The following is a 25,847-nucleotide window of genomic DNA, read 5'->3' on the forward strand; positions in this document are numbered from 1 at the left end:
AGTCCTAGGTGAACTGCATTGTTCCGGTCATCGATGAAACCGCGTCGAGGAATCGCGTAACCAGTTCGGGATCCTCGGTGCGCTGCCAGCCGAACGTCGTTGGCCGCTGGGCCCTGTCGTGCCAGAAATGACCCGGTTCAGATTCGGGTCGGGTGGCGACCAGCCACACCGCAGTGTCTGCACCGTCTGAAGTATCGCGCAGCAGTGGGCGTGTCACCACTCGAAACACCGGTAATGCTCCGGCGACGCCGGGGGTCTCGACCCAACCTGGGTGCATGCTCTCGACCCGAATGTCAGAACCCGAGAGCCTGTGCGCCCACGCCTCGGCGAGCGTCACCTGCATCCGCTTGGTTCGCGCGTACACCCGAACACCGTTGTAATCACCGGATTTCGATTCCATGTCGTCGACCGAAAGCGGCGAGGTGTACATACCTCCCGAGGACATGAAAACGACCGACGCGCCATGGGCATCCCGCAGCAACGGCAACAGTTGCTCGGTCATGAGGTGCGGCCCCAGGACGTGGCAAGCCAATTGGGTTTCGTGACCCTGAGGCGTCTCGATGCGCTCCTTCGGCATCGCACCGGCGTTGTGAACCAACCCGTGGAGTTCTTCGATGCGACCGGAAAGGTCTTCGCACCATGCCCGCACGGCGTCCAGATCGGAGACATCGCAGACTTCTTCGACCACCATCGCACCGGACACCGCGCGCCGGATCGCACCCGCCGACTGCCTGACCTTGTCGGGGTTTCGGCCAAGCAGATGGACGGTCGCGTCGAGTTCGGCGAACGAGCGGGCGATGGCCTCGCCTATCCCTGCCGTCGCACCGGTGACGACAACGCGCTTTCCGGCCATCGCCTTTGGCCGCGGGTCTGCCGGCCACCATGTCCGCCGCAAACGTGAACCGATCTTGGTGTAGCCGAGTACGACGGAGCGGTCCAGCGCGTTGTCGAGAAGCCCGGTGAATCTCACCCTGAGCTAGTTATCCAACATGCGAAGTGCGCAAACGTCGGTCACACCTGGGCGACGTGTTCGTCGATCGGCGCCAGCACATCGATGACGTCGATCAATGTTGCGCGGGCGGTCGCGCGGGGGCCGTCACCGTCGCCCACCAGCGCGGCGACCACCGCGCCGTCGACCGCACACACCAACGCCGTGAGCAGCTCCACGCGCACCGACCGTCCGGACCGCTCGACGACCTCGACGACGGCGTCGGTGCGCTGCTGCAGGATGCGCCGTTCGATATCGCGCAGCCCCGGCTGGCGAGCGCACGCGATGTAGCGCTCGTATCGGGAGATCAACTGTTCGGTGACCCGCAGTCCGTTGGCCTCCCCGACGAGAAGGTCGACCAAGATGTCGGCCGTCGACTCCGCGCCACGGCGCCGCCGCGACAGGGTCGACACCCGCACCTGAAGCTGCTCGGCCTCGCGCGCGCCCGCGTACTCGACTGCCTTGGCGATCAAGTCCTCGAGCGAGGAAAAGTAGTACGTCGTCGATGCCAAAGGCAGCCCGGCGCGACGGGCCACCGCCCGGTGCCGCACTGCGTCGAACCCACCTTCACACAGCAGGTCGGCAGCAGCGCTGACCAGCGCGTAGCGCCTTCTCTCCCCCTTCGGAGTGACCGCTGCTGTCACGTAAAGCATGCTGCCAGTCTCCAGGGCATGGCATCGGGCTTTCGGCCAATCATCAGGCTTTACTCAGGGAAGTCCGCACTTCTGCTCACCGCCGAGCCGATGGCATGATGGCCGCCATGCCCGAACTGAGTCGACGCGCCCTTCTGCGCCTCGGTGTCGGCGCGGCGGCCGGGGCGGCGGCGCTGCGCCTGTCCTCACCTGCGACCGCAGCCCCCGCCCCGACGTACGTTGACGGCTCGTTCGTCTCGGCGGCGCGCGGCGGCGTCTCGACCAATTGGGCGATCGCGCGTCCGCCGGGACAGACCGCCCCGTTGCGTCCGATCATCGCGCTGCATGGCAAGGGACAGGACGCCGCGGGTGTGATGGCCGGCGGTGTCGAAAACGGACTGGCGCAAGCCGTCGACGCGGGCATCCCACCGGTCGCCGTGGTCGCGGTCGATGGCGGCGGTAGTTACTGGCACAAGCGCACCTCCGGTGAGGACTCCGGCGCGATGGTGCTCGACGAACTCATCCCGATGCTCGGCGAGCAGGGTCTCGACACATCACGCGTGGCATTCATGGGATGGTCGATGGGCGGTTACGGCGCACTGCTGCTCGGCGCGCGCCTGGGGGCGGCGCGCACCGCGGCGATCACCGCCGTCAGCCCCGCGTTGTGGACATCCTCGGGTGCCACTGCGCCGGGTGCGTTCGACGGCGCCGACGACTACGAGGCCAACAGCGTGTGGGGCCTGCCTGCGCTCAACTCGATTCCGATCCGGATCGACTGCGGCGACAGCGATCCCTTCTACTCGGCGACGAAGCAGTTCGTCGCCCAGTTGGCCAACCCGCCCGCGGGCGGCTTCTCCCCCGGCGGCCATGACGGCGCCTACTGGAGCTCGCAGTTGCCCGGCGAGGTGGCGTGGATGGCGCCGCTGCTCGTCGCCTGATCTAGACCGAGACGCGGCCCTCAGCCGCGGCCAACCCGATATCGCCACGAAAGTGGCTGCCCGGCAAGCGAATCGACTTGATCAGCGCATAGGCGGCGTCGCGCGCCGCAGATAGGTCGTCCGCGGTGCCGACCACGGACAGCACCCGGCCGCCCGACGACACGATAGCGCCGTCGTCTCGGCGCGTGGTGCCCGCGTGCAGCACCCCGTCGGCTTCCGATCCGGTGATGACATCACCGACCCGCGGCCGGCCGGGGTAGTTCTCGGCGGCCAGCACGACCGTCACCGAGGCGCCACCGCGCCACGCCAGCTGCGACTGCTCGGCGAGCTTCCCGGTCGCCGCGGCGTACAGCAGCTGGCCCAGCGGCGTCTCCAGCAGTGCCAGCACTGCCTGGGTCTCCGGATCGCCGAAGCGGCAGTTGAATTCGACGACGGCGGGCCCGCGCGACGTGAGCGCCAGCCCGGCGTAGAGCAGGCCCGAAAAGCCACTGCCGCGCTTGACGAGTTCGGCGGCAACGGGTTTGACGATGTCATCGACGATCGCGGTGACCACACCGCCGGGCAGCCACGGTAGCGGCGCGTACGCCCCCATGCCGCCGGTGTTCGGTCCGGTGTCGCCGTCGCCGACACGCTTGAAGTCCTGGGCGGGCAGCAGGGGCACGACGGTTTCGCCGTCGACGACACAGAACAGCGAAACCTCGGGACCGTCGAGGAACGACTCGAGCAGCACCGGGTGTCCGGAGTCGAGCAGACTGGCGGCATGTGCCCGCGCCGCATCGCGGTCGGCGGTCACCACGACACCCTTGCCCGCGGCCAGACCGTCATCCTTGACGACCCACGACGGGTCGCCGGCGGCCGGGCCGAATCGGTCCAGCGCCGCGTCGAGGTTGGCGGGGTTGTCGACAATCTCACTGGTCGCGGTGCGCACCCCCGCGGCGGCCATCACGTCCTTGGCGAACGATTTCGAGCCCTCGATGCGAGCGGCGTCCTTCGTGGGCCCGAAGCAGGCGATGCCTGCGCTGCGTACCGCGTCGGCCACACCGAGCACGAGCGGCACCTCGGGGCCGACCACCACCAGGTCGGAGCCGATGCGCTGGGCGAGCTGGACGACGGCCTCGCCGGAGGTGATGTCGACGTCGTACTGGTCGGCGATGATCGCGGTGCCGGCGTTCCCGGGCGCCACCGCAAGCTCCTCGACCTCGGGGTCTCGGCGAAGTGCGAGCAGCAACGCATGTTCACGGGCACCGGATCCGATTACCAGGACGCGCACAACCGCACACCTTAGTGCCTCTCGCGGTGCAGCCCCCGATCGTCTCGGCCATACACTTGACTTAGCAGTGTATGGTCAGAGTATGACGCAGAGCACATGCCCCTTTGGAGCGGGCTTCGACTTCACCGACCCCGATCTGCTCTTGAAGGGCATCCCCGTCAACGAATTCGCCGAACTGCGCAGGACCTCGCCGGTGTGGTGGAACGACCAGCAGGAGTCGATTTTCGATGACGGTGGCTACTGGGTGATCACCCGTCACAAGGACATCAAAGCGATCTCCCGTAACGGCGAGCTGTGGTCCACGAACCGCAAGGGCGCGGTGATGCGGCTGCCCGACGGCGTCACCAGCGAGCAACTCGACCTGACCAAGGCGCTGCTCATCAACCACGACGCTCCCGAGCACACCCGGCTGCGCAAGATCGTGTCGCGGCTGTTCACCCCGCGCGCGGTCGCCGCGCTCGAGGAGAAGCTCGCCGTTGCCGCACATGAGATCGTCCGCGCGGCGAAAGAGAAGGGCACCGGGGACTTCGTCGACGACATCGCGATGAGCCTCCCGCTGCTGGCGATCGCCGACCTGATCGGCGTGCCCGAGGCTGACCGCGAGAAGCTGTTCCACTGGACCAACTCGATCATGAACACCGACGATCCGGACTTCGACTCCGATCCGACGACCGCCAACGCCGAGCTGATGGGTTACGCCTACAACATGGCCGAGGAGCGGCGCCGTTGCCCGGCCGACGATATCGTCACCCGTCTGATCGAGGCCGATATCGATGGCGAATCGCTCGGCGACGTCGAGTTCGCGTTCTTCGTCATCCTGCTGGCCGTCGCGGGCAACGAGACCACCCGCAACGCCATGACGCACGGCATCAATGCCTTCTTCGAGAACCCCGACCAATGGGAGCTGTTCAAGCGGGAGCGGCCAGAAACGACGGTCGACGAGATCATCCGCTGGGCCACGCCCGTGCACTGCTTCCAGCGAACTGCGTTGGCTGACAACGAGATCGGCGGCGTGACGATCCGCGAGGGGCAGCGCGTCGGCCTGTTCTACAGTTCGGCCAACTTCGACGAAGATGTCTTCGAGAACCCCTTCGAATTCAACATTCTGCGCAACCCGAACCCGCATCTGGCCTTTGGCGGCAACGGTGCGCATTTCTGTATCGGCGCCAACCTGGCGCGCATGGAGATCAAGCTGATCTTCGACGAGATCGCCGATCAGATTCCGAACATCGCGAAACTGGATGAACCCCAACGGCTTAGGTCGGGTTGGATCAACGGGGTCAAGGCGCTGCCCGTCTCGTTCTGAGGCGCAGTACTATACGCAGGATGCGTACCCACGGCTGGTCCGGATCGGCACCCGCCACCGACGAGGAGGCCATCAGCCGCATCCTCGAGGCGGCGAGCAGGGCAATCGACGAGCGTGGTGCCGATTTCTCGATCAGCGACGTGGCCCGCACGCTTGGCGTCACCCGCCAGACGGTGTACCGCTACTTTCCCAGCACTGACGCGCTGCTGATCGCTGCCGCCGTCCACGCGGCAAGTGGCTTCCTCGACCGGCTGGCAGCACATCTGCGGGGGATCACCGATCCGGCCGACGCCATCGCCGAGGCCGTCGCAACAGCGCTCGAATGGTTACCCGAGGACAAGCACATCGGCCTGCTCATCATGCCCGGCCAGCCCAGCCGCCACACCGAGTCGGTGACGTCCGACGTCGCGATGGATTTCGGCCATTCGTTGGTACGCAGATTCGACGTCGACTGGACGGGCCTCGGTTACACCGACGCTGATCTCGCCGAACTGGTCGAGCATCTGCTGCGGATCATCCAGTCGTTCGTGATCGACCCGGGCAGACCGCCACGCCGGGGCACCGAGCTGCGGGACTACCTGCGCCGGTGGGTTGGTGGCGCTATACAACCGTCAACGGAAGCGACTTTCGCTCTTCGAACTCCCACGACGCACCACCGCTGAACTTGCACACGGACACCTCGGGCAGTTCCTTTGCTGCGGTGTCCGTTTCGATCACCCGCACGGTCCAATCGGACTCGGTGCCCGACACCTCGGCGCGCAAGTGGGGATCGACCGCCTGGACGATCGCCTGCAACGGCAGGTCTGCGACGGGCGAGACCAGCGAGATCCACGAACCGTCCTCGTATGCCGGTGAGCGCCGCACGTGGACGAAGTCTGGGTCGACGTCGGCGTACACGTAGGCCGCCGGATTCAGCAGTGGATGCAACTCGAGCACCCGCAGTGCGCCCTTGACATCCTTGGAGATCTTCAGTGCCTTGTGGATTCGCTCAGCGGCCACTCCGGCGATACCGATCAGCTGTTTGGTGCGGATCGATCGCGCCAGCGCCGCATCGTCCTTATCACGCTTCTCGACCGCGATCGTGAATGACTTCACCAGCAGGTGCATCTGCAGGCAAACCTCGTCGGCGATCCGGACCAGCGCCGACTTCGAGAACGCCCCGAAGTCGACATCGGCGAGCAAATTACCCGAATAGTCCGCCATGCCTTCGTCGTTCGGGTCGATGGGCGCGAGCTCAGTGTGGTGGGCGCGAGTGGCACCGACGATGTCCATCGCCGGGATGAACGGAACCTCTGGGTAGGACTCGTCGATGATCACCGTCCACCGACAGTGCGGATGCTGGTCCGACGGTACCCTCGGCGGCCGGTGAATCGGCCGAACCTGAGCCTTGCGGTTGGTGGCCAGGGCCGTCGCGTCGAACGTCGGGTCCTCGATGTCGTGGCACATGCCCTTGACGTATTCCTCGCCCATCGGCTCGACATCGAGAAGGGCGCCACAGTGATTGAGGTAGAACTCACCGTGCCAGCGGTCGTGCACGACGTAACGGAAATCCATGAACTGCGGCGGCGCACCGATGTCGAGTTGCAGGCCCTTGAAGAGGGTGAAGATGTCGACGCCCTCGTAGTTCAGCGCCTTCTGCATCCGCTTGGTGTAGAGCGGGCTGGACGCGGCCCACTCCTCGATGGCGATCTGCAGCATCTCCTCGCGCCCCCACGCGCTGATGCAGTGCGCCATTCCGGAGCGGTCGATGAGCTGACCGATCAACAACAGCTCCGGCACCAGGGTGGCCAGCTCCTCGCGCGACAGCGCGGCATACCTACTCATCATGGACCGAGCCCCCTGAATGCATTCGGACCGCCGCGTTGACGTTGCCCTTCTTGTCTTCACCCTTGCCCCGTTCGGCGGCCTTTTTACGCTGCTTGATCACCTTGGAGACGACCCCGTCGAGCTTGGAACCCAACGGGAAACCGAGGTAGTGAGTCAGGAAGATCGCCATCTCTTTGAGTTCGGTCTCGGTGATCTCACCGTTGGCCAGCGCAGCGTTGGCCTGGATCTCGGCGAGGTCGGCGTTTCCGACAGCGGTGACCACGGTGAGCGTCATCAACCGCTTGTCGCGCATTGACAGACCTGGTCGCGTCCAGATGCTGCCGAAGAGATGGTCGACGGTGAGGTCGAAAAAGGGATCGCCCTCGATGTTGGGCATCTCCCAGCCATAGACCTCGTTCATCTTGTCGAGGCCCTTGCGGCGCTGTTCGTCCATCGATCACTCCTTCGCGGTCGAACTCGTGTGCGGCACACCAAGTCCGGCGGCCAAATCTCGCAAAGCTATCTCGGCCAGAGGCAGTTCCACACCGTTGGCCTCACCGAGTCCGAGTGCCAACTTCAGATCCTTCTCGGCCAGACCGCGCGTGTGCACGAACATGTCGTACAGGAAGTGATCCGGTGCAAGCGGTTTGGTGTCGTCACGGAACATGATCGCTCCGGGGCCGCCGCTCTGGGCGTCGCTGTGACGCACCACTTTGCCGAGCTTCTGGAGGTCGATGCCCGCCGCCTCCGCAAGTCGCTGTGCCTCACAGGCCGCGGTGAACCCGATGAATGTCAGCATGTTGCGGGCAATCTTCATCCTGGTGCCCGCGCCTGGCTCGCCGGCGCGCACGACCATCGACGCCCACATCTTGAACACCGGCTTGACCATCTCGTAGGCCTCGTCGTCGGCGCCGACCATGACGGCCAGCTCACCCTTGTCAGCCGCACCTGCTCCCCCGCTGACCGGGGCGTCGACAATATGAATTCCCTTGGGGCGCAGCTGGTCGGCCAAATCAGAGGCGGTATCGGGTTCGATCGTCGAATGAATCGCGATGACGGTGCCGGGCTTGGCGTGCTCACCCAATTGCCCCACGACGTCGCGCACCTGCTGGTCGTTGAGCACCGTGACGCTGATGACGTCGGCATCGGCTACGTCGGCGATGCTGTCGGCGAGGCTCGCGCCGAGTTCCGCCAACGGTGTCATCGCCTCGGTGCGCACATCGAAGACCACGACGCCGCCGGGCCAGTCTACGAGGCGTTTCGCCATCGGAGCGCCCTGGTTGCCGAGGCCGATGTAGCCGAGCTTGACGTCCTCGCTCATCGAATGATCTGTCCGCCGTCGACGTTGAAGATCTGACCGGTGACCCACTTCGCCTGGTCGGACAGCAGGAACAGGCACATGCCGGTCAGATCGTCCACCTCGCCCATGCGCGACAGCGGGATGTTCTTGACGATGTCGGCGACCATTTCCTGCGGCGTGGTGGTGCGATTGGCCTCGGTATCGATGGGGCCGGGCGCGATGGCGTTGACGCGAATGTTCTGCCCACCGAGTTCGGTCGCGAGCTGCTGGGTGAGGCCGTTGATGCCGACCTTGGCCAAGCCGTAGAAGTTCGAGTAAAGCCATGCTGCCGTGGAGGATTGGTTGACGATCGCGCCCCCGCCGCGCTTGGCCATCTTGCGGTACACCGCGCGGGTACACACCAGCGCACCGTCGAGGTTCACGCTCATGAACTTCTTGTAATAGTCCCAGTCGACGGTGATGAGGAAGTCGAGCTTCATGCCGCCGAAGATCGCAGCGTTGTTGACCAAGTAGTCGATGCCCTCGAACTCGGCGAGTGTCTGCGCGGCCATCTCCTTGGCGGAGTCCGGATCCGAGACATCGACGCGGACGGCGAGCGCGTTGCCGCCCTCACCCTTGATGCCGTCGGCGACCTTCTGCGCACCCTCGACGTTGATGTCGGCGACCACCACAGCCGCACCCTCACGGGCCAGCGCTTCGGCGTATGCCTGCCCGATACCGCCGCCGGCACCGGTGACGATCGCGACCTTCTCCTTGAACTGATCTCCGTAGAGTCCCACCTATGTCTCCTTAGTTCGCAGCTGTGGCAATGGCTTTGATTTCGAGGTACTCCTCGAAGCCGGCGAGCCCCATTTCACGGCCGAGGCCGGATTGCTTGTATCCGCCGAACGGCATGTCGGCGGAGTACCAGACACCGCCATTGACGTTGACCGTGCCGACCCGCAACCGTGCAGCGATGCCCGCCGCACGTTCCTCGTCCGCGGAGAACACCGTGCCCGACAGCCCGTAGGGCGAATCGTTGGCGATGCGCACGGCGTCGTCGTCGCCGTCATGGGCGATGACGGTGAGCACCGGCCCGAAGATCTCCTCGCGCGCTACCTTGGCGTTGTTGTCCAGACCCGCGATGACCGTGGGCTCGATGAAGAACCCCGTGTCGCGATCGGCGGGACGTCCACCGCCACAGGCGAATTTGCCACCCTCGGCAGTGGCCGAGTCGAGATAGCCCTGAATACGATCGCGCTGACGTTCCGAGATGACCGGCCCGCAGATGGTGCCCGAATCGTTGGGGTCGCCGGGGCGCAGTCCGGCCATGGTGGCCGCTGCGGCTTCGACGGCCTCGTCGTAGCGGGCGCGCGGCACCACGAGGCGAGTGGTGATCGCGCAGCCCTGACCCGCATGCATCGACGCCGTGAACGCCGACATCGAACAGGCCCCGGCCAGGTCGGCATCGTCGAGCACCAGGAACGCCGACTTTCCGCCGAGTTCGAGGAACACCTTCTTCAGAGTGGGGGCACCGTCAGCCATCACCGCGCGGCCGGTGTTCGTCGACCCGGTGAACGAAACCATGTCCACCCGTGGGTCTTTCGATAACAGCGCGCCGACACCGTGGTCACTGGAAGTGACGATGTTGACCACACCGGCCGGAATGTCGGTGTGCTCGAGGATCAGCTCGCCGAGAATCGCCGCGCTCCACGGAGTGTCTGGAGCGGGTTTGAGCACGACCGTGTTGCCTGCCGCCAGCGCGGGTCCGAGCTTGGCGAGGTTGATCTGGTTCGGGAAGTTCCACGGTGTGATGGCGCCGACGACGCCGATCGCCTCCCTGGCGATGGTCCGACGAGTCTTGATTCCCATCGGCTCGGCGATACCGAGGTCGGTGGTCCATTGATAGCTCTCGGCGGTATCCGCACAGAAGGTCAAATCCTCGACGGGACCTTCGAGTTGGGCCATCGAGGTCAACATCCGAGGTGCGCCCACCTCGGCGATCGCCAGCTCTCTCAATTCTTCGACGCGATCGCGCATCGCCTGCTGCAGTTGGCGGATACCGCGCACCCGCAGCTCGGTGTCGGTCGACCAGCCGGTCTCGTCGAACGCGCGCCGCGCCGCCTCGATTGCCCTACCCATGTCGTCGCTGCTTGCGTCGGCGGCGGCGCCGAGCACCTCCTCGGTCGCCGGGTTGATGGTCTGGAACGTGCCCCCGCTGCCGGCGACAAGCTCGCCGTCGATGAGCAGACGACTCTCGCGATCGGCGAGGATTCCCATCCGAACTCCTGTGTTCGTAGTACTGGACAACTGTCCGACTATGTTACGTCGAACCTTAGTCGCACTGTGTGGAGAGAAGCAAGGGTACCCAACTTCACCTGTGTACTTGCCTCATGCTGACCACGTCCGATAAGTTGGACATGTGTCCAGTGATCCCGTGGTTGTGGTCGCGCAGCCGTCGTCCCCTCAGCCTGGGGAGACGCCGCGCAACCGCCGCCAGGAGGAGACCTTCAACAAGGTGCTCGCCGCCGGCATTGAGATGCTGCGCGAGTCGTCCTATGCGGATCTGACAGTGCGCGCTGTGGCGGCGCGGGCCAAGGTCGCGCCCGCGACGGCCTACACCTACTTCTCGTCGAAGAACCACCTGATCGCCGAGGTGTATCTGAACCTGATCCGACAGGTGCCCTACTTCACCGACGTCAACGACAGCCGGGTCACCCGTGTCGAGAAGACGCTGCGCAGCATGGCGCTGACCGTCGCCGACGAACCGGAGGTGGCCGCCGCGTGCACCACCGCGCTGCTGAGCGGAAACGACGAAGCGGTGCGCGCGGTCCGTGATCGCATCGGCGCAGAGATCCACCGCCGCATCCGTTCGGCCGTCGGCCCGGATGCGGACCCACGCACGCTTGCCGCGTTGGAGATGACATTCTTCGGCGCGTTGGTCAATGCCGGAAGCGGCGCGTTCACCTATCACCAGATCGCCGACCGCCTCAGCTATGTGGTCGGCCTCATCATTGGGGACGACAATGAGCGTTGAGACGAGCGATCTGCTCCTCGACCCGTACGACTACGACTTCCACGAAGACCCGTATCCGTACTACAAGCGCCTACGCGACGAGGCTCCGCTGTATCACAACCCCGACTTGGGCTTTTGGGCGTTGTCGCGGCATCAGGACGTGCTGGCTGGATTCCGCAACAGCACCACGCTGTCCAACAAGTTCGGGGTGTCGCTGGATCCGGCGTCGCGCGGTCCACACGCGTCCAAGACCATGTCGTTTCTGGCGATGGACGATCCGGCGCACCTACGGCTGCGCACCCTGGTGTCCAAGGGTTTCACGCCGCGTCGCATCCGCGAGCTGGAGCCCCGGGTCACCGAGATCGCGATTCAGCATCTCGACACGATGCTCGAGAAGGCGGGCTCCTCCGCTTCTGAGACTGTCGATTACGTCAACGAATTCGCGGGCAAGCTCCCGATGGACGTGATCTCCGAGCTGATGGGCGTGCCCGTCGAGGACCGCGACCAGGTGCGGGCGTGGGCCGACGGTGTGATGCACCGCGACGAAGGCGTGACCGACGTGCCGCCCGCAGCAATCGAGGCGTCGCTCAACCTGATCGTCTACTACCAGGAGATGGTCGCCCAGCGCCGCAAGCAGCTCACCGACGATCTGACGTCGGCATTGCTCGAGGCCGAGATCGACGGCGACCGTCTCACCGACGAGGAGATCCTCGGGTTCATGTTCCTGATGGTGATCGCCGGCAACGAGACCACCACCAAACTGCTTGCCAACGCGGCGTTCTGGGGCCACAAGAACCCCGATCAGCTGGCCCCGGTGTACGCCGATCTGGACCGTGTGCCGCTGTGGGTCGAGGAGACGCTTCGCTACGACACCTCGAGCCAGATCCTCGCCCGCACCGTCGAGGGCGAACTGACGCTGTACGAGACGACCATCCCCGATGGTGACGTGCTCCTGCTGCTTCCCGGCTCTGCCCACCGCGACGAGCGGGTCTTCGAGAACCCCGACGACTTCATCATCGGCCGCGAGATCGGGGCCAAACTCCAGAGCTTCGGCAGCGGCGCCCACTTCTGCCTCGGTGCACACCTTGCCAGGATGGAAGCCCGAGTCGCGCTGACCGAAATGTTCAAGCGAATCCGCGGATTCGAAGTCGACGAGGCCAACGCCGTCCGCGTCCACTCCAGCAATGTCCGCGGATTCGCTCACCTACCCATGACTCTCGAGTTCAACTGAAGGTCGTTTCAATGCCGCGCTTCGCACCACTTCCCGACCGCCGACCGGCCATCGTCGCCGGTGCCTCCGCGGGCATCGGAGAGGCCACCGCCCTCGAATTGGCATCTCGCGGCTTTCCCGTCGCACTCGGTGCCCGCCGGGTCGAGAAGCTCAACGACCTCGTCGGAAAGATCCGCGCCGAAGGCGGCGAGGCCGTCGGGTTCCACCTCGATGTGACCGACCCCAATTCGGTGAAGTCGTTCGTGGCCAACGCCGTTGACGCACTCGGCGAGATCGAGGTGCTGGTCGCCGGTGCCGGTGACACCTACTTCGGCAAGCTCGCCGAGATCACGACCGACGAGTTCGACTCCCAGCTGCAGATCCATCTCGTCGGGGCCAACCGGTTGGCGACCGCGGTGCTGCCGGGCATGCTTGAACGTCAGCGCGGCGACCTGATCTTCGTCGGCTCCGACGTCGCACTCCGCCAGCGCCCCCACATGGGCGCCTACGGGGCGGCCAAGGCAGCGCTGGTCGCGATGGTGACGAACTACCAGATGGAGCTCGAGGGCACCGGTGTCCGCGCGTCGATCGTGCATCCGGGACCGACCAAGACGAGCATGGGCTGGAGCCTGCCGGCCGAGAAGATCGGCCCCGCACTTGAGGATTGGGCGAAGTGGGGGCAGGCCCGACACGACTACTTCCTGCGTGCTTCCGATCTCGCGCGCGCGATCACCTTCGTCGCAGAGACCCCGCGCGGCGGCTTCATCGCCAACATGGAACTGCAGCCAGAAGCCCCATTGACCAACGCACCGGCAGAGCGTCAGAAGCTGGTCTTGAACGAGGAGAACCTGAACTCATGACCACTGCGATCGTGCCCCGGGTTTCCGGTGGCGAAGAAGAACATGGACACCTCGAGGAGTTCCGCACCGACCCGATCGGACTGATGAAGCGCATCCGCGAGGAATGCGGCGACGTCGGCTGGTTCCAGCTGGTGGACAAGAACGTCATCTTCCTGTCCGGCGCGGAGGCCAACGAGTTCTTCTTCCGTTCTGCCGACGAGGATCTCGACCAGGCCGAGGCCTACCCGTTCATGACGCCGATCTTCGGCAAGGGCGTGGTTTTCGATGCCAGCCCGGAACGCCGTAAGGAGATGCTGCACAACTCGGCGCTGCGTGGCGAGCAGATGAAAGGCCACGCGGCCACCATCGAGCGTCAGGTCAAGGGGATGATCGCCGACTGGGGCGACGAAGGTGAGATCGACTTGCTCGATTTCTTCGCCGAGCTGACCATCTACACCTCGACGGCGTGCCTGATCGGTGAGAAGTTCCGCAACCAGCTCGACCACCGCTTCGCCGAGTACTACCACGACTTGGAGCGCGGCACCGATCCGCTGTGCTACGTCGACCCCTACCTCGACATCGAAAGCTTCCGGCTACGAGACGAGTCACGCGTCAAACTCGTTGCGCTGGTGCAGGAAATCATGAATCACCGGTTGGCCAACCCGCCCGAGGACAAGGCCGACCGGGACATGCTCGACGTGCTCGTCTCGATCAAGGACGAGGACGGCAACCCGCGGTTCTCCGCCGACGAGGTGACCGGCATGTTCATCTCGCTGATGTTCGCCGGTCACCACACCAGCTCGGGCACCTCAGCGTGGACGCTCATCGAGTTGATCCGTCACCCAGAGATCTACGCCGAGGTGCGCGACGAGCTCGACGAGCTCTACGCCGACGGCCAGGAGGTGAGTTTCCATGCGCTGCGCCAGATTCCGAAGCTGGACAACGTCGTCAAGGAAACGCTGCGCCTGCATCCGCCCCTCATCATCCTGATGCGCGTCGCACAGGGCGAGTTCGAGGTCAAAGGCTTCCCGATCCACAAGGGCGATTTTGTGGCGGCTTCCCCGGCGATCTCCAACCGGATCCCCGAGGACTTTCCGGATCCCGACGAATTCAACCCGGACCGCTACAACAAGCCCGAGCAGGCCGACATCGTGAACCGCTGGACGTGGATTCCCTTCGGCGCGGGCCGACACCGTTGCGTCGGTGCGGCGTTCGCGCAGATGCAGATCAAAGCGATCTTCTCGGTGCTGTTGCGCGAGTACGAGTTCGAAATGGCTCAACCGGCCGACAGCTACCGCAACGATCACTCCAAGATGGTCGTCCAGCTGGCCAGGCCCGCCAAGGCCCGGTACCGCAGGCGCAGTTCTTAGGAGAGCCGCAGATGAGCCCCTCATCGAACTTCCGAGTTGAGGTCGACCTGGACCTGTGCCAGGGACATGCCATGTGCGAGCTGGAGGCACCCGATGTTTTCACCGTGCCCAAACGCGGCAAGGTCGAGATCATCGACACCGAGCCGCCCGACGACGCCCGCGACGAAGTGCAGAACGCGGTCGACATGTGCCCCACCCAAGCTCTGTTCATCAAAGAGAAAGAAGACTGACAATGGCGTCACGCGAACAACTCGACGACTGGGTAGCCCGGTGGCTCAAGGCCAATCAGGACTGCGAAAAGGCAGGCGACTGGAAACCCCTCGCCGACTTCTACACCGATGACGCGACCTACGGCTGGAACATCGGGCCGAAGGAGGACGTGATGTGTATCGGCATAGAAGAAATACGCGAGATCGCCTTAGGCCTCGAGATGGAAGGTCTGGAGAACTGGGTCTACGAGTACCAGAAGGTGCTCGTCGACGAGAAGCAGAACGAGATCGTCGGCTTCTGGAAGCAGATCGTGAACAAGTCCGACGGTACCCAGGACGAGATTTACGGCATCGGCGGCAGCTGGTTCCGGCTTGACAGCAACCTCATGATCGAGTGGCAGCGCGACTTCTTCGACTTCGGCCACGTCGCCTACATGTTCGGCAAGCTCATCGAATCCGGCGACCTCAGCGAGGGTATGCAGAAACGGATCGAGCGATCCATGGCAGGCGAGAAGCTACCCGGCTACTACCCTCTCGGCCAAGCTCCAGCAACAATCTGGTAGCGCCCGGCCAAGCGGTTGCTTGGGGGTGCGTGTGACGCACCTAACTAATGGCTCTAGTCTGGCCTCACAGGCACTAACGGAAGGCACATACGGATGAAGACAAAGGGCGCTCTCATCTACGAGTTCAACCAGCCGTGGTCTATCGAGGAGATCGAGATCGGCGACCCCGTCAAGGACGAGGTCAAGATTCAGATGGAAGCGTCCGGGATGTGCCACTCCGACCACCACCTGGTCACCGGAGACATCCCGATGGCCGGCTTCCCCGTGCTGGGCGGCCACGAGGGCGCGGGCATCGTGACCGAGGTCGGCCCCGGCGTCGAGAACGTCGCCGTTGGCGATCACGTGGTGCTCTCCTTCATCCCGTCATGTGGTGAGTGTCCGACTTGTCAGAGCGGTCAGCGCAACCTGTGCGACCTGGGCGCGCTGCTGCTCACCGGCACCGCGGTGTCCGACGGCACCAACCGGGTGCACACCGCCGACGGCAAGCCGGTCATCCCGATGACCCTGCTCGGCACCTTCAGTCCGTACATGGTCGTGCACAAGAGCTCGGTCGTGAAGATCGATCCGTCCATCCCGTTCGAGGTGGCCTGCCTCGTCGGCTGTGGTGTGACCACCGGCTACGGCTCGGCCACCCGCAGCGCGGACATCCGTCCGGGTGAGGATGTGGCGATCTTCGGAATCGGCGGCGTCGGCATGGGCGCGTTGCAAGGTGCCGTGAACGCAGGCGCGCGCAACATCTTCGCGATCGATCCAGTCGAGTGGAAGCGCGATCAGGCGCTGAAATTCGGTGCGACACATGTCTACCCGGACGTCTTCTCCGCGATGGCCGGCATCGCCGAGGTCACCGCGGGCGGCATGGCGCGCAAGACGATCATCACGACCGGCGAGCTCAAGGGCGAGGACATCGACAACTACCTCAACTGCACGTCCAAGGGCGGTACCTGCGTGGTGACCGCGGTCGCCAACATGGCCGAGATGGACGTGAAGCTGAACCTCGCCCTGCTGACGCTGATGCAGAAGAGGTTGCAGGGCACCATCTTCGGCGGCGGCAACCCGCATTACGACATCCCTCAGCTGCTGTCGATGTACAAGGCGGGAAAGCTCAACCTCGACGACATGGTCACCCGGCAATACAAGCTGGAGCAGATCAACGACGGCTACCAGGACATGCTGCAGGGCCGCAACATCCGCGGCGTCATCCGGTACACCGACGAAGATCGGTAATCGCCATGTCCGACAGCACGATTGACACAGTCGAGAAGACACCGGTCGTCACCGCTTCCGAGGCGTCGTGGCGCTGCGTGCAGGCCGGCGACAAGGACGGCTGGCTGGCGCTGATGACGGACGACATCGTCATCGAGGACCCGATCGGTCCGTCGGTGACGAATCCCGACGGCAACGGTGTGCGCGGCAAGGCGGCGGTCGGCGAGTTCTTCGACACCAACATCGGACCGAACAAGCTGACCGTCACCCGCGAGGCGACGTTCCCGTCCAGCTCTCCGAACGAGATCGCGTACATCCTGGTGCTGCGCACCCTTTTCCCGAACGGCTTCACCGCCACCGTGCGCGGCGTGTTCACCTACAAGGTCGACGATGCCGGGCTGATCACCAACCTGCGCGGCTATTGGAACATGGACGCAATGGAATTCGGGCAGGAGGAAGGCGGCGGCGATTAGCCGTCCCTTGGCCGGCCGCGGCGCCGTCGTCGTCGGTGGCACCCGCGGCATCGGGCTCGCGGTGGCGCAACTGCTCGCCGAACAGGGCGCCGGAGTGGTGCTCAACGGGCGCGACACCGATACCGCGATCCACGCCGCCGAGCGGATCGACCGTGCGGTCGCCCATCCCGGATCACCGTCGAACCCCGACGTGGCCGACGCGCTGATCGACAGGTGCATCGACGAGTTCGGCCGGATCGACATCCTGATCAACTGTGCGGGTACGCCGGGACTGGCCGGTGAGTCGATCCTCAACGTCACCAGCGAGCTGTTCCGCGATCTCATCGACGCACACCTGATGACCACGTTCGAGACGTGTCGGGCCGCCGCGCCGAAGATGGTCGAGCAGGGTGGCGGTTCGATCATCAACACGAGTTCGTTCGCCTACCTCGGCGACTACGGGGGCACCGGCTATCCGGCGGGCAAGGGCGGAGTGAACGGGCTGACGTTGGCCGTCGCCGCGGAACTCAAGGAACACGGTGTGCGAGCGAATGTGGTGTGCCCCGGCGCGAAGACGCGGCTGTCGACGGGCGGGGAGTACGCATCCCACATCGCCGAGCTGAACCGTCGCGGCCTGTTGGACGACGTCAGCATGGAGGCCGCGCTGGACGCGCCCCCCGCCGAGTACGCCGCACCCACGTATGCCTATCTCGCCGGTGATCTGGCCAAGGATGTGACGGGCCAGATCTTCATCGCCGCAGGCGGTTTCGTCGGACGCTTCGACCGTCAGACACCGGCGATCATCGGCTACCGCGACCACAATGACTCCCCGCCGTGGACGGTCGAGGAACTCGGCGACCTGATCCGCTGAGCGCCCCGTAAGCTCGGGCACATGGCGAGCGTGTTCACCAAGATCATCAATCGAGAGCTGCCCGGTCGATTCGTCTACGAAGACGATGACGTCGTGTCGTTTCTATCGATTGCGCCCATCACCGTCGGCCACGCGCTGGTGGTGCCTCGCGCCGAGATCGACAACTGGCAGAGCGTCGACCCCGCAGTGTTCGGCCGGGTCATGGAGGTGTCGCAGCTGATCGGCAAGGCCGTGGTCAAGGCCTTCCCCTGCGAACGCGCGGGTTTGATCATCGCCGGCCTGGAGGTGCCGCATCTCCATGTCCACGTCTTCCCGGTGAACAACCTCTCGGACTTCGGTTTCGCGAACGCCGACCAGAACCCGTCGCCGCAGTCGCTCGACGACGCTCAGGCCAAGATCAAGGCCGCACTGGCCGAATTGCGCTGACGCTCAACCGACATGGGCGGGCACGTCGGCGATCCGCGGTAGCTCAACCCGGAACCGGCAGCCCTGTCCGGGCGCGGTGGTGACGCTGACCGTGCCGCCATGCGCGTACACCAGCGAGTCCACGATCGAGAGCCCGAGTCCGGTGCCACCGCTCGCCCGCGCGCGCGACGAGTCCGCGCGGTAGAACCGTTCGAAGACGCGATGCGCGTCCTCGGTGTTCATGCCCGGCCCCTTGTCGCACACCTCGATCACTGCGGTGCCGTCTTCGGTTCCCACCCGCACCGTGACGTCGGCGTTGTCCGGGGTGTGCTGCAGCGCATTGGTCATCAGGTTGGAGAGCACCTGCCTCAGCCGCGGCTCGTCACCGAGCACCTCGGGTGTTCCCGGCCCGTCGAACACCTCCATCGTGATCGTGCGTTTCGGCGCGATGGACCGCGCGTCGTGCACGGCATCGCTGGCCAGCACCAGCAGGTCGACCCTGCGCCGATCCAGCGGGCGCTGCGCGTCGAGTCGGGCCAGCAGCAACAGGTCCTCGACCAGCAGACCCATCCGGCTCGATTCGCTTTCGATCCGGCTCATCAGCATCTCGACGTCGTTGGCTGCGCCCTGCCGGTACAGCTCGGCGAAACCCCGGATGGTGGTCAACGGCGTGCGCAGCTCATGGCTGGCGTCGGTGATGAACCGTCGCATCCGCTCCTCCGACCCGCGCGCCTTCTCCGCGGACGACTCAGATGCCGCCATCGCACTTTGGATCTGAGCGAGCATGCCGTTGAGCGCCAACGACAATCGGCCGACCTCGGTGCGGGGATCACGTTCGGGAACCCGACGATCGAGCTGACCCGCCGCAATCGCCGCGGCGGTCCGCTCGACTTCGGACAGCGGGCGCAGGCTTCGGTGCACGACGGCATAGCTGGCCACACCGAGCACCAGCAGCACCGCCAAACCGATGCCGAGTTGCGCATACGTCAGCGCCCGCACCGTCGTCTGGACGTCGGACAGGTCGATGGCCACGGTGGTGAGCTCACCCTGCGGGCCGCGCACCGTCATCGCGCGCCATTCGACACCGGAGTCGCCGACCGAGCCGATGGTCACCGGGACCGGCCCGACGTCGTTGTCATCAGGGAGCGCGGGCTCGGCGTCGCGGTCGTTGACCGCCATCCAGATGTTTCCGTCGGGACCGATACCCCGGACGTAGAAGTTCGACGGCGGCCGCGCGGGATTGGGTCCCTCCATGGGTAGCGCCGGGAGGTGCCGAGGAGCTTGCGCCCAGCTGCGGGAGGCGTCGAGCAATTCCTGGTCGACACGGTTGCTGAGCGTGTGGCGCAGGATCGAGGTGACCGCGACGTCGGCGGCGAGCAAACCGCATGCCACCAGCACGAGAGTGGCGGCCACCAGCCCAACCCGCAGCGGGATGCCTCGTCCGCTCAGTACGCCCACGCCCCCATTGTTCAGGTCTGTGGTCTGCCCGACTAGCAAGCGCTCATCGCGGCTCGCGCAGGACGTACCCCACACCGCGCAACGTGTGCAGCAGGCGTTGTTCGCCGGTGTCGATCTTGCGGCGAAGGTACGAGACGTAGGACTCGACGACGTTCACGTCCCCGCCGAAGTCGTAACGCCACACGTGGTCGAGGATCTTCGGCTTCGACAGGACGGTGCCCGCGTTGATGATGAAGTACCGCAGCAGAGTGAACTCCGTCGGCGACAGGGCGACCGGCTCGCCGGCCTTCCACACTTCGTGGGTGTCCTCGTCGAGTTCGATGTCGGCGAAGGTCAGCCGGGAGCTGCGAGCCTCCTCGACCGCGCCGCGACCCGAGCGCCGCAGGATGACCCGCAGGCGTGCGACCACCTCTTCGAGGCTGAACGGCTTGGTCACGTAATCGTCGCCGCCGAGCGTGAGGCCGGCGATCTTGTCTTGCAGCGAGTCGCGCGCCGTGAGGAACAGGGCCGGGGCGTCGATACCGTCGGCGCGCAGTCGGCGCAGCACGCCGAACCCGTCCATCCCGGGCATCATCACGTCGAGTATCACCGCGTCCGGCTTTACTTCACGGGCCTTGTCCAGGGCGGCGGAGCCGTTGGACGCCGTGTGGACCTCGAATCCCTGGAACTTCAGACTGACCGACAGAAGCTCCACGATGTTCATCTCGTCGTCGACGACGAGGACCCTGGCTTCTGGGGCTTTTTCGGGTGCAGCAGGCATCGCCATCTCGCTACTGTCCACCTATTGCCTTGTAATGATCCTGCCCGATAGCTGTGTACTTCCTGTGAGTTTATGGTTGCGCGGTCCATAGACTGGGGAAATGAACCTGGGCAAAGCCGTAACCGACCTGGCCACCGCGCCGGTCCGGGTCGGACTGGCAATGGCGGAGACAGGGCTTTCGATGGCCAGCGGCGCGCTCGGCATCGCACAGCGGACCCTCGGTGAGACGAATGCCGATGCCGGCGGGTCGGCTTCGTTCGCGCACCTGCTGGGCCTCGACGACGCAGTCGAACGCGCAAATCGCCTGGCCAGGCTCATGGATGACGATGCGCCACTGGGCCGGGCGCTGGCGCCCAACGGCCCGCTCGACCGGCTGCTGCGCCCCGGCGGCGTCGTGGACCAGGTGACCGCCGAGGGTGGCCTGCTCGACCGGCTGACCGCGGAGAACGGAGCAGTCGCGCGTGCGTTGGCGCCGGGCGGGATCGTCGACCAGGTGACCGCCGAAGGCGGGCTGCTGGACCGGATGACCACCGACGACGGCGCGATATCGCGGGTCATCGCCCCTGGCGGCCTGGCCGATCAGTTGCTGGCCAACGACGGCCTGATCGAGCGGGTGCTGCGAGAGGACGGGGTGGCCGACAAGCTGCTGGCCGAAGGCGGGCTGCTCGACACCCTGACCGACGAGAACGGCCCGCTGCTAAAGCTGGCCACCGTCGCCGACACGCTGAACCGGTTGGCGCCCGGGCTGGAGGCGCTGGCGCCGACGATCGATGCGCTGCACGACGCCGTCATCACCCTGAGTCAGGTGGTCAACCCGCTGAGCAACATCGCCGACCGGATTCCCCTGCCGGGCCGACGGCCCAGAGCACGCGCCAGGGCCGAAGCGTCGAGGACCGTGACGTCGCAGCGGGTCATCGACGTCGACGAGTGACGTCAGCTGTCGCGTTCGACCTTGTCGACCAAGTTGACGATGCTGTCCGGCGGCGGAGGTTGACCCTGCGACTGCCACTCCTGAAGCAGCAGAACCGCGGCACCGCGCAGCATCCGCAGGTAGTCATCGACGTCGCCGGACGCCTTGTATGACTCGATTCGGCGGGCGACGTTCGGCACGAGCGGATCGAGTGCAGTGGCGACCGACAGCCCCATGCTGGCCTCGGTGCTGGCGCTCTGGTCGAGCAACGTCAGCAGTCGCTCGACGTCGGGCCGCGGCAATCCCGGGTAGACGTGCGGCAGGTCCTCGAGTAGGTCGTCTTTGACACTCACACCGCAGCTAGTTCCCCGAATGTGCGACCCGATAAACTCAGCCCGCACGCCCCCTTAGCTCAGTGGTAGAGCATTCGTCTTGTAAACGAAAGGCCGTCAGTTCAATCCTGACAGGGGGCTCCACATTCAGGCGGTGAATGCTTGTCAGTACCGCGTCGTAACTTCCCGACCATGAGACAGTGTCGCGGCTGCGGTACCGAACTCTCGAAGCGCAGCCAGAAGATCTACTGCGGTAACGCTTGTCAGGCGTCGGCCCGGCGCGAAGCCAGGACGAAACTCTGGCTCGAAACCGGCGAGGCACGAATCGACGGCCACCAAGGTCACTACATCCGGGAGTATCTCGCCGATGCGCAGTCGCGCTGCTGCGCGATCTGCGGCGCACCGAGCATCTGGTTGGACCTGCCGCTCGCGTTGGTGATGGACCACATCGACGGGGACCCGACCAACAATCGGCGGGAAAACCTGCGGCTGATCTGCCCGAACTGCGACTCGCAGCTCGCAACCTACAAGAGCCGCAACCGAGGCAAAGGACGCCACTTCCGCCGACAGCGGTACGCCGACGGGCAGTCGTATTAGGTCGCCCGCGTCAGTTATTCTCCGAACAGCCACGGATTGAGGACCGGTTGCGTCCGTTGGTCCGCGGCTAGACGGCCGCTGGTGCAACTGTGGTGTTAAACAGTCAGCATCAGACTGGCCGCCGTCGAAACACGCTGTGTGCACAGACGCGGCAACCGCAAGGGATCGAACCTACGTAGCAGCTCATCTGAATACGGTGCCATTGCAGTGGTCCGCTACTGCGCCAGCGGTCGCATCCGCGCATGACGATCAATAGCGTGGCGCCCGTGCTGCGCCTCGGCGGCGTCGGCACGACATATCGCAGGGGCGACGAGCAGTGAAAGTCCTGACTGACCTCGACTTCGCCTTGGATGCAGGCGAATTCGTTGTCGTCACCGGACCGTCGGGGTCAGGCAAGTCTCGAACCGCTGGCAACGAAGCGGTCAACGCCAACGCCGGTCGCGGCGCCAGCGCCCGCCAGGCCTGCCGCACCCAAGACTTTGCGACGATTCACCGTCACGATCCGCGAGCCTAGCGCCGGCCGTATACCTGCGACGGAAAGGCCGATGAGTTTGCCCCGAATTCACTCAGCCGGACGCTTGCTGGGCCATCATTGTTGGGTTCGGTAGCCAACGTCGGGGCTTCTACTTGGCATCACCGGCCGCGCAACTCATGCGTGCCCCGACGAAGGAGAACGATGATCAACCGAATCGCGAGAATCGCGGTGGCGACCACCGGTCTGGCGCTGGCCGGATTGGGATTGGTGACGACCGCGTCCGCCCAGGGACCCAGCTACCAGGGCGGCAACTGTCCGCCGGGCCAGACGTGCACCCACTGGCTACCCGGCCAGCCCCCGCCGCCGGGCGGTCAAGTGCTGACGTGGGACTGGAACGTCCCGCACGACTGGTACTGGACCTCCGAGGGCATCGTCGACGTCACGACCAACACCATGTACCCGTGGTCAGGCTCGCCGCATCCGGCTTCACCGCCACCAGCTCCAGTCGGCGCGCCCCCGGCTCCGCTGCAACCGCCGCCGGGTATGCCGTTCTGCAGCCCGCGCGGATCGCTGATCATCATCCCGCCGATCTGCGACGAGATCGGCTATGACTGGCCGCCAGGCTCGCTGCGGCGCTAGTTCCTGACTGTCGGGCTGTGGCCCACGGTGACACGAGGTGTCCTGCGCGGCTGTTGACTTTGCGCCATCGCGAAGCACGCGCCGTAATGGCCACCCGTGCAGGTGATCCCGTTCATCGTCGGGGCGGGGCCACCGGATCTGTTCGTCGGGACGCCGTTGGCGTCGGTCGCCGGATACCCCGGAGTCGGCTCGGCGAGCGCGGCCGGCGCCGCGGCGATCAGGACAGCGCAGATTCCACCCACGATCAACGCTGATGACCACATATCTGCAGGCTACGCCGATTTTGTGATTGTCCGTTCGAAAGGAACAGAGATGAACCGATTTTCACGGTTTGCAACGGCGCTCGCCGCATGCGCCGCCGTCGCGTCCGGAATGGGCGCCGCCACCGCAACCGCCCAGGGCGGATACACGTGGTGCCCCGGCCAACCGCTGCCGATGCACGGCCTCGGCTGGGACATGAACGTGTGCCATACCTTCGTCACCGTCCCGATGGGCAAGGGCAACGTGCCGATGTTCGACGTGGACGGCAACGCGATGGCCAGCTACCTGTGGATGGATTCCCCACCGCCGCCCATGGGTCCGCCGCCGCCGCCGGCTCCGCGGCCGGCGCATTGCCCGCCCTGGAACGTCATCGTCGGGCCGTCGGAATGCGGCGGCCTCTAGAAGATCAGGCCGAGGCGCATAACATATGTCCAACTGTTCAGATGATGTGATAACTTGAACACGCGGACCGGCCGAGCGTGTCGTTGATGCAGCACATCACGTCCGACTTGCCCACCGGCAGGGGACGGCCGGTCCGCGTATAGGCGTGCGATTCAATCGAATTGGGCTCAGACGCACGTCCGCTCGCCGCCGGGCTCATGCGCGAGGTGTCCGCCGACGGCAAGCTCCTCGACTAGCCGGCCCTGTCACATATCCCGGGCCTGCCCGGTCTTCGAGGTGTACCCGCAGAAACCGAAGGAGCCCAGATGACCACACCGAAGCAACGCAGCAACGCGTGGCAGACCGCGGTAACCGTGCTGCAGGAGGCCACGCCACCGGACGTGGCCGCGGGTTCGCACGCGATGACCATCGCCGTGGAGTTCCCTCCCGGTGACCCCGGCACGCCGCCGCACCGTCACAGCGGGCCGGCGTTCGGCTATGTGCTCGAGGGCGAGATGCTGTTCGAACTCGAGGGTGAGGCGCCGCGGGTCGTCAAGGCCGGCGAGACGTTCTGGGAACCCGGCGGCGACGTCATTCACTACTCGGACGGCAATGCCCGTGACGACGTCAAGGTCCGCTTCCTCGTCACGATGCTGTGCGCTCCGGGTCAGCCGATGCTCACCCTCGTCGAAAATGACGAACTGATCTCGCGCCGAGGCCAGCGTGTCCCAGTCGCCAAATCCTGAGTGAATAAGGAGATTCCGATGTTCGGAATGCTGGTGCAGACCATACTCAGGATTCGCGCGCCTCGATGACGACGCCCGCCGCGGCTTCGATCGGTTTGACGATCGACGTGAAGTCGGAGTCGGGCCCCTCCGCGGCCAGCGTGCTTTCCCACAACTGAGCGATCGCGCCGGCCAACACGGTGTCCAGCCCCATCGACTTGGCCTCGTCGAGGTACAGCCGGACGTCCTTGACCATCAAACCGGTCGCGAAACCGTAGTCGAATGTGCGCGGCAACACCGCCCGCGGAAACTTGTCGCGACTCGCGTGGGTCCCGCCCGAGCCCGCGTTGAGCACGTCGATCATCACCTGGGCGTCCAGGCCGGCCTTGACGCCCATCGCCAAGGCTTCCGCGGTGACCGCGAGCGATGATGCGGCGATCAGGTTGTTGACGAGCTTCATCGTCTGCGCCGCACCGGGTTTCGTGCTGATGAACATGGTACGGCCGATCGCGTCGAATGCGGGCGTGCATGCTTCGAACTCTGCGCGCGGCCCGGAAACCATCACCGCAAGCGTCCCCGCCTCGGCGCCGTGCACACCACCGCTGACCGGACTGTCGAGCGCGGCCACTCCGTGATCGGCCAACAGCGCGCTATTGCGTTGCGCTGTACGGCTTCCCACCGTGGAGAAGTCGACGAAGCGACGGATGGCCGAACCGCCCGCGACGGCCTCGGCGACATCGGTGGATGCCTGCGGCGTCGGCAGGCTGGCCATCACGGTGGGCACCCGGCCGGCGACGTCGGCCGCGGATTTTGCGGCCTCGGCACCGCGCGCCACAGCGTCGTCGACGACGGCCGTTCGGGTGTCGAAGACGACGACCCGATGTCCGACGGCCACCAGCCGGCACGCGATCGGGAACCCCATGTTCCCCAAGCCGATGAAGCCGACGTCCAT

General features: G+C 65.4%; 32 protein-coding genes and 1 tRNA gene. 20 read left to right on the forward strand and 13 right to left on the reverse strand.

Annotated elements, in window-relative coordinates; translation table 11 throughout:
- Window positions 1-4: 4 nt before the first annotated feature.
- Complete coding sequence (locus G6N42_RS18395) at window positions 5-970, reverse strand: SDR family NAD(P)-dependent oxidoreductase (protein WP_163731076.1); 966 nt, start codon at window positions 968-970, stop codon at window positions 5-7.
- Between the two features lie 41 nt (window positions 971-1,011).
- Window positions 1,012-1,641, reverse strand: coding sequence for a TetR/AcrR family transcriptional regulator (locus G6N42_RS18400; protein ID WP_163731080.1), 630 nt, complete (start codon window positions 1,639-1,641; stop codon window positions 1,012-1,014).
- Window positions 1,642-1,736: 95 nt separating this feature from the next.
- On the opposite strand from G6N42_RS18400, the gene G6N42_RS18405 reads away from it, so the two are divergent.
- Window positions 1,737-2,558 carry an alpha/beta hydrolase gene (locus G6N42_RS18405; protein ID WP_174262107.1) on the forward strand — a complete coding sequence of 274 codons (822 nt, stop codon included), beginning with the start codon at window positions 1,737-1,739 and terminating at the stop codon, window positions 2,556-2,558.
- 1 nt (window position 2,559) lies between these two features.
- On the opposite strand, the gene purD is transcribed toward G6N42_RS18405, so the two are convergent.
- Window positions 2,560-3,828: a phosphoribosylamine--glycine ligase gene (gene purD, locus G6N42_RS18410; protein WP_163731086.1), complete on the reverse strand. Its 1,269-nt coding sequence runs from the start codon at window positions 3,826-3,828 to the stop codon at window positions 2,560-2,562.
- 82 nt (window positions 3,829-3,910) lie between these two features.
- Here purD and G6N42_RS18415 point away from each other — a divergent pair, with 82 nt between their 5' ends.
- The gene (locus G6N42_RS18415; RefSeq protein WP_163731089.1) at window positions 3,911-5,134 is read left to right on the forward strand and encodes a cytochrome P450; all 1,224 of its coding nucleotides are present in this window, start codon (window positions 3,911-3,913) and stop codon (window positions 5,132-5,134) included.
- Window positions 5,135-5,154: 20 nt separating this feature from the next.
- Window positions 5,155-5,796 (forward strand): TetR/AcrR family transcriptional regulator, encoded by a 642-nt coding sequence (locus G6N42_RS18420; protein ID WP_163731092.1) that lies wholly within the window; start codon window positions 5,155-5,157, stop codon window positions 5,794-5,796.
- Here G6N42_RS18420 and G6N42_RS18425 read toward each other — a convergent pair.
- The 5 genes from G6N42_RS18425 to G6N42_RS18445 are packed head-to-tail and all read right to left on the reverse strand — an operon-like array spanning window position 5,735 to window position 10,499.
- Complete coding sequence (locus G6N42_RS18425; RefSeq protein WP_163731095.1) at window positions 5,735-6,961, reverse strand: hypothetical protein; 1,227 nt, start codon at window positions 6,959-6,961, stop codon at window positions 5,735-5,737. The two genes, G6N42_RS18420 and G6N42_RS18425, sit on opposite strands and share 62 nt — an antisense overlap.
- The gene (locus tag G6N42_RS18430) at window positions 6,951-7,394 is read right to left on the reverse strand and encodes a carboxymuconolactone decarboxylase family protein (protein WP_163731097.1); all 444 of its coding nucleotides are present in this window, start codon (window positions 7,392-7,394) and stop codon (window positions 6,951-6,953) included. The genes G6N42_RS18425 and G6N42_RS18430 overlap by 11 nt, the downstream gene beginning before the upstream one ends.
- Before the next feature lie 3 nt (window positions 7,395-7,397).
- Window positions 7,398-8,261 carry an NAD(P)-dependent oxidoreductase gene (locus G6N42_RS18435; protein ID WP_163731100.1) on the reverse strand — a complete coding sequence of 288 codons (864 nt, stop codon included), beginning with the start codon at window positions 8,259-8,261 and terminating at the stop codon, window positions 7,398-7,400.
- On the reverse strand, window positions 8,258-9,019 hold the full coding sequence (locus tag G6N42_RS18440) for an SDR family oxidoreductase (RefSeq protein ID WP_083127420.1): 762 nt from the start codon (window positions 9,017-9,019) through the stop codon (window positions 8,258-8,260). The genes G6N42_RS18435 and G6N42_RS18440 overlap by 4 nt, the downstream gene beginning before the upstream one ends.
- A gap of 10 nt (window positions 9,020-9,029) precedes the next feature.
- The gene (locus tag G6N42_RS18445; protein WP_163731103.1) at window positions 9,030-10,499 is read right to left on the reverse strand and encodes an aldehyde dehydrogenase; all 1,470 of its coding nucleotides are present in this window, start codon (window positions 10,497-10,499) and stop codon (window positions 9,030-9,032) included.
- A 142-nt stretch (window positions 10,500-10,641) separates the two neighbouring features.
- Between G6N42_RS18445 and G6N42_RS18450 the strand changes: the two genes are divergently transcribed.
- From G6N42_RS18450 to G6N42_RS18495, 10 genes are all read left to right on the forward strand, one after another.
- Complete coding sequence (locus G6N42_RS18450) at window positions 10,642-11,256, forward strand: TetR/AcrR family transcriptional regulator (protein WP_174262108.1); 615 nt, start codon at window positions 10,642-10,644, stop codon at window positions 11,254-11,256.
- Window positions 11,246-12,466 (forward strand): cytochrome P450, encoded by a 1,221-nt coding sequence (locus G6N42_RS18455; RefSeq protein WP_163731106.1) that lies wholly within the window; start codon window positions 11,246-11,248, stop codon window positions 12,464-12,466. The genes G6N42_RS18450 and G6N42_RS18455 overlap by 11 nt, the downstream gene beginning before the upstream one ends.
- Before the next feature lie 11 nt (window positions 12,467-12,477).
- A complete protein-coding gene (locus G6N42_RS18460; RefSeq protein WP_163731108.1) occupies window positions 12,478-13,305 on the forward strand; it encodes an SDR family oxidoreductase in 828 nt (275 codons plus the stop codon).
- The gene (locus G6N42_RS18465; protein WP_163731111.1) at window positions 13,302-14,654 is read left to right on the forward strand and encodes a cytochrome P450; all 1,353 of its coding nucleotides are present in this window, start codon (window positions 13,302-13,304) and stop codon (window positions 14,652-14,654) included. Before G6N42_RS18460 ends, G6N42_RS18465 begins: the two co-directional genes overlap by 4 nt.
- Window positions 14,655-14,665: 11 nt before the next feature.
- Window positions 14,666-14,884, forward strand: coding sequence for a ferredoxin (locus G6N42_RS18470; protein WP_163731114.1), 219 nt, complete (start codon window positions 14,666-14,668; stop codon window positions 14,882-14,884).
- 2 nt (window positions 14,885-14,886) lie between these two features.
- The gene (locus tag G6N42_RS18475) at window positions 14,887-15,426 is read left to right on the forward strand and encodes a nuclear transport factor 2-like protein (protein WP_163731117.1); all 540 of its coding nucleotides are present in this window, start codon (window positions 14,887-14,889) and stop codon (window positions 15,424-15,426) included.
- Between the two features lie 93 nt (window positions 15,427-15,519).
- The gene (locus G6N42_RS18480; protein WP_163731120.1) at window positions 15,520-16,650 is read left to right on the forward strand and encodes an NDMA-dependent alcohol dehydrogenase; all 1,131 of its coding nucleotides are present in this window, start codon (window positions 15,520-15,522) and stop codon (window positions 16,648-16,650) included.
- 5 nt (window positions 16,651-16,655) lie between these two features.
- Window positions 16,656-17,102 (forward strand): nuclear transport factor 2 family protein, encoded by a 447-nt coding sequence (locus tag G6N42_RS18485; RefSeq protein ID WP_163731123.1) that lies wholly within the window; start codon window positions 16,656-16,658, stop codon window positions 17,100-17,102.
- A gap of 7 nt (window positions 17,103-17,109) precedes the next feature.
- Window positions 17,110-17,952 carry an SDR family NAD(P)-dependent oxidoreductase gene (locus G6N42_RS18490; RefSeq protein ID WP_232076186.1) on the forward strand — a complete coding sequence of 281 codons (843 nt, stop codon included), beginning with the start codon at window positions 17,110-17,112 and terminating at the stop codon, window positions 17,950-17,952.
- Between the two features lie 21 nt (window positions 17,953-17,973).
- Window positions 17,974-18,378, forward strand: a complete 405-nt coding sequence (locus tag G6N42_RS18495; protein ID WP_163731126.1) for an HIT family protein — start codon at window positions 17,974-17,976, stop codon at window positions 18,376-18,378.
- Between the two features lie 3 nt (window positions 18,379-18,381).
- Here G6N42_RS18495 and G6N42_RS18500 read toward each other — a convergent pair whose 3' ends face one another.
- Entirely contained in the window at window positions 18,382-19,830 is a 1,449-nt protein-coding gene (locus tag G6N42_RS18500; RefSeq protein ID WP_434059623.1) for a sensor histidine kinase, read from the reverse strand.
- Between the two features lie 28 nt (window positions 19,831-19,858).
- On the reverse strand, window positions 19,859-20,581 hold the full coding sequence (locus tag G6N42_RS18505; protein ID WP_163737766.1) for a response regulator transcription factor: 723 nt from the start codon (window positions 20,579-20,581) through the stop codon (window positions 19,859-19,861).
- A 94-nt stretch (window positions 20,582-20,675) separates the two neighbouring features.
- Here G6N42_RS18505 and G6N42_RS18510 point away from each other — a divergent pair, with 94 nt between their 5' ends.
- Window positions 20,676-21,506 (forward strand): hypothetical protein, encoded by an 831-nt coding sequence (locus G6N42_RS18510; RefSeq protein WP_163731132.1) that lies wholly within the window; start codon window positions 20,676-20,678, stop codon window positions 21,504-21,506.
- 2 nt (window positions 21,507-21,508) lie between these two features.
- Here G6N42_RS18510 and G6N42_RS18515 read toward each other — a convergent pair whose 3' ends face one another.
- Window positions 21,509-21,838, reverse strand: a complete 330-nt coding sequence (locus tag G6N42_RS18515; RefSeq protein WP_163731135.1) for a hypothetical protein — start codon at window positions 21,836-21,838, stop codon at window positions 21,509-21,511.
- Between the two features lie 48 nt (window positions 21,839-21,886).
- Here G6N42_RS18515 and G6N42_RS18520 point away from each other — a divergent pair.
- The 4 genes from G6N42_RS18520 to G6N42_RS18535 all read left to right on the forward strand — a co-directional run bounded on the left by G6N42_RS18520 (window position 21,887) and on the right by G6N42_RS18535 (window position 23,528).
- A tRNA-Thr gene (locus tag G6N42_RS18520) sits at window positions 21,887-21,961 on the forward strand.
- A gap of 48 nt (window positions 21,962-22,009) precedes the next feature.
- Window positions 22,010-22,414, forward strand: a complete 405-nt coding sequence (locus G6N42_RS18525) for an HNH endonuclease (RefSeq protein WP_163731138.1) — start codon at window positions 22,010-22,012, stop codon at window positions 22,412-22,414.
- 316 nt (window positions 22,415-22,730) lie between these two features.
- Entirely contained in the window at window positions 22,731-22,928 is a 198-nt protein-coding gene (locus tag G6N42_RS31260) for an ATP-binding protein (protein WP_232076187.1), read from the forward strand.
- A gap of 162 nt (window positions 22,929-23,090) precedes the next feature.
- Entirely contained in the window at window positions 23,091-23,528 is a 438-nt protein-coding gene (locus tag G6N42_RS18535; protein ID WP_232076188.1) for a hypothetical protein, read from the forward strand.
- Here the strand turns inward: G6N42_RS18535 and G6N42_RS18540 are convergent.
- Window positions 23,525-23,791 carry a hypothetical protein gene (locus tag G6N42_RS18540; protein ID WP_163731141.1) on the reverse strand — a complete coding sequence of 89 codons (267 nt, stop codon included), beginning with the start codon at window positions 23,789-23,791 and terminating at the stop codon, window positions 23,525-23,527. The two genes, G6N42_RS18535 and G6N42_RS18540, sit on opposite strands and share 4 nt — an antisense overlap.
- 49 nt (window positions 23,792-23,840) lie before the next feature.
- Here G6N42_RS18540 and G6N42_RS18545 point away from each other — a divergent pair, with 49 nt between their 5' ends.
- Window positions 23,841-24,191, forward strand: a complete 351-nt coding sequence (locus G6N42_RS18545; RefSeq protein ID WP_163731144.1) for a hypothetical protein — start codon at window positions 23,841-23,843, stop codon at window positions 24,189-24,191.
- Window positions 24,192-24,496: 305 nt separating this feature from the next.
- Window positions 24,497-24,916, forward strand: a complete 420-nt coding sequence (locus tag G6N42_RS18550) for a cupin domain-containing protein (RefSeq protein WP_163731147.1) — start codon at window positions 24,497-24,499, stop codon at window positions 24,914-24,916.
- A gap of 46 nt (window positions 24,917-24,962) precedes the next feature.
- Here G6N42_RS18550 and G6N42_RS18555 read toward each other — a convergent pair whose 3' ends face one another.
- Complete coding sequence (locus G6N42_RS18555) at window positions 24,963-25,847, reverse strand: NAD(P)-dependent oxidoreductase (RefSeq protein ID WP_163731151.1); 885 nt, start codon at window positions 25,845-25,847, stop codon at window positions 24,963-24,965.

Origin of the sequence: Mycobacterium gallinarum (genome assembly GCF_010726765.1) — a bacterium.
In the GTDB taxonomy this organism is placed as follows: domain Bacteria; phylum Actinomycetota; class Actinomycetes; order Mycobacteriales; family Mycobacteriaceae; genus Mycobacterium; species Mycobacterium gallinarum.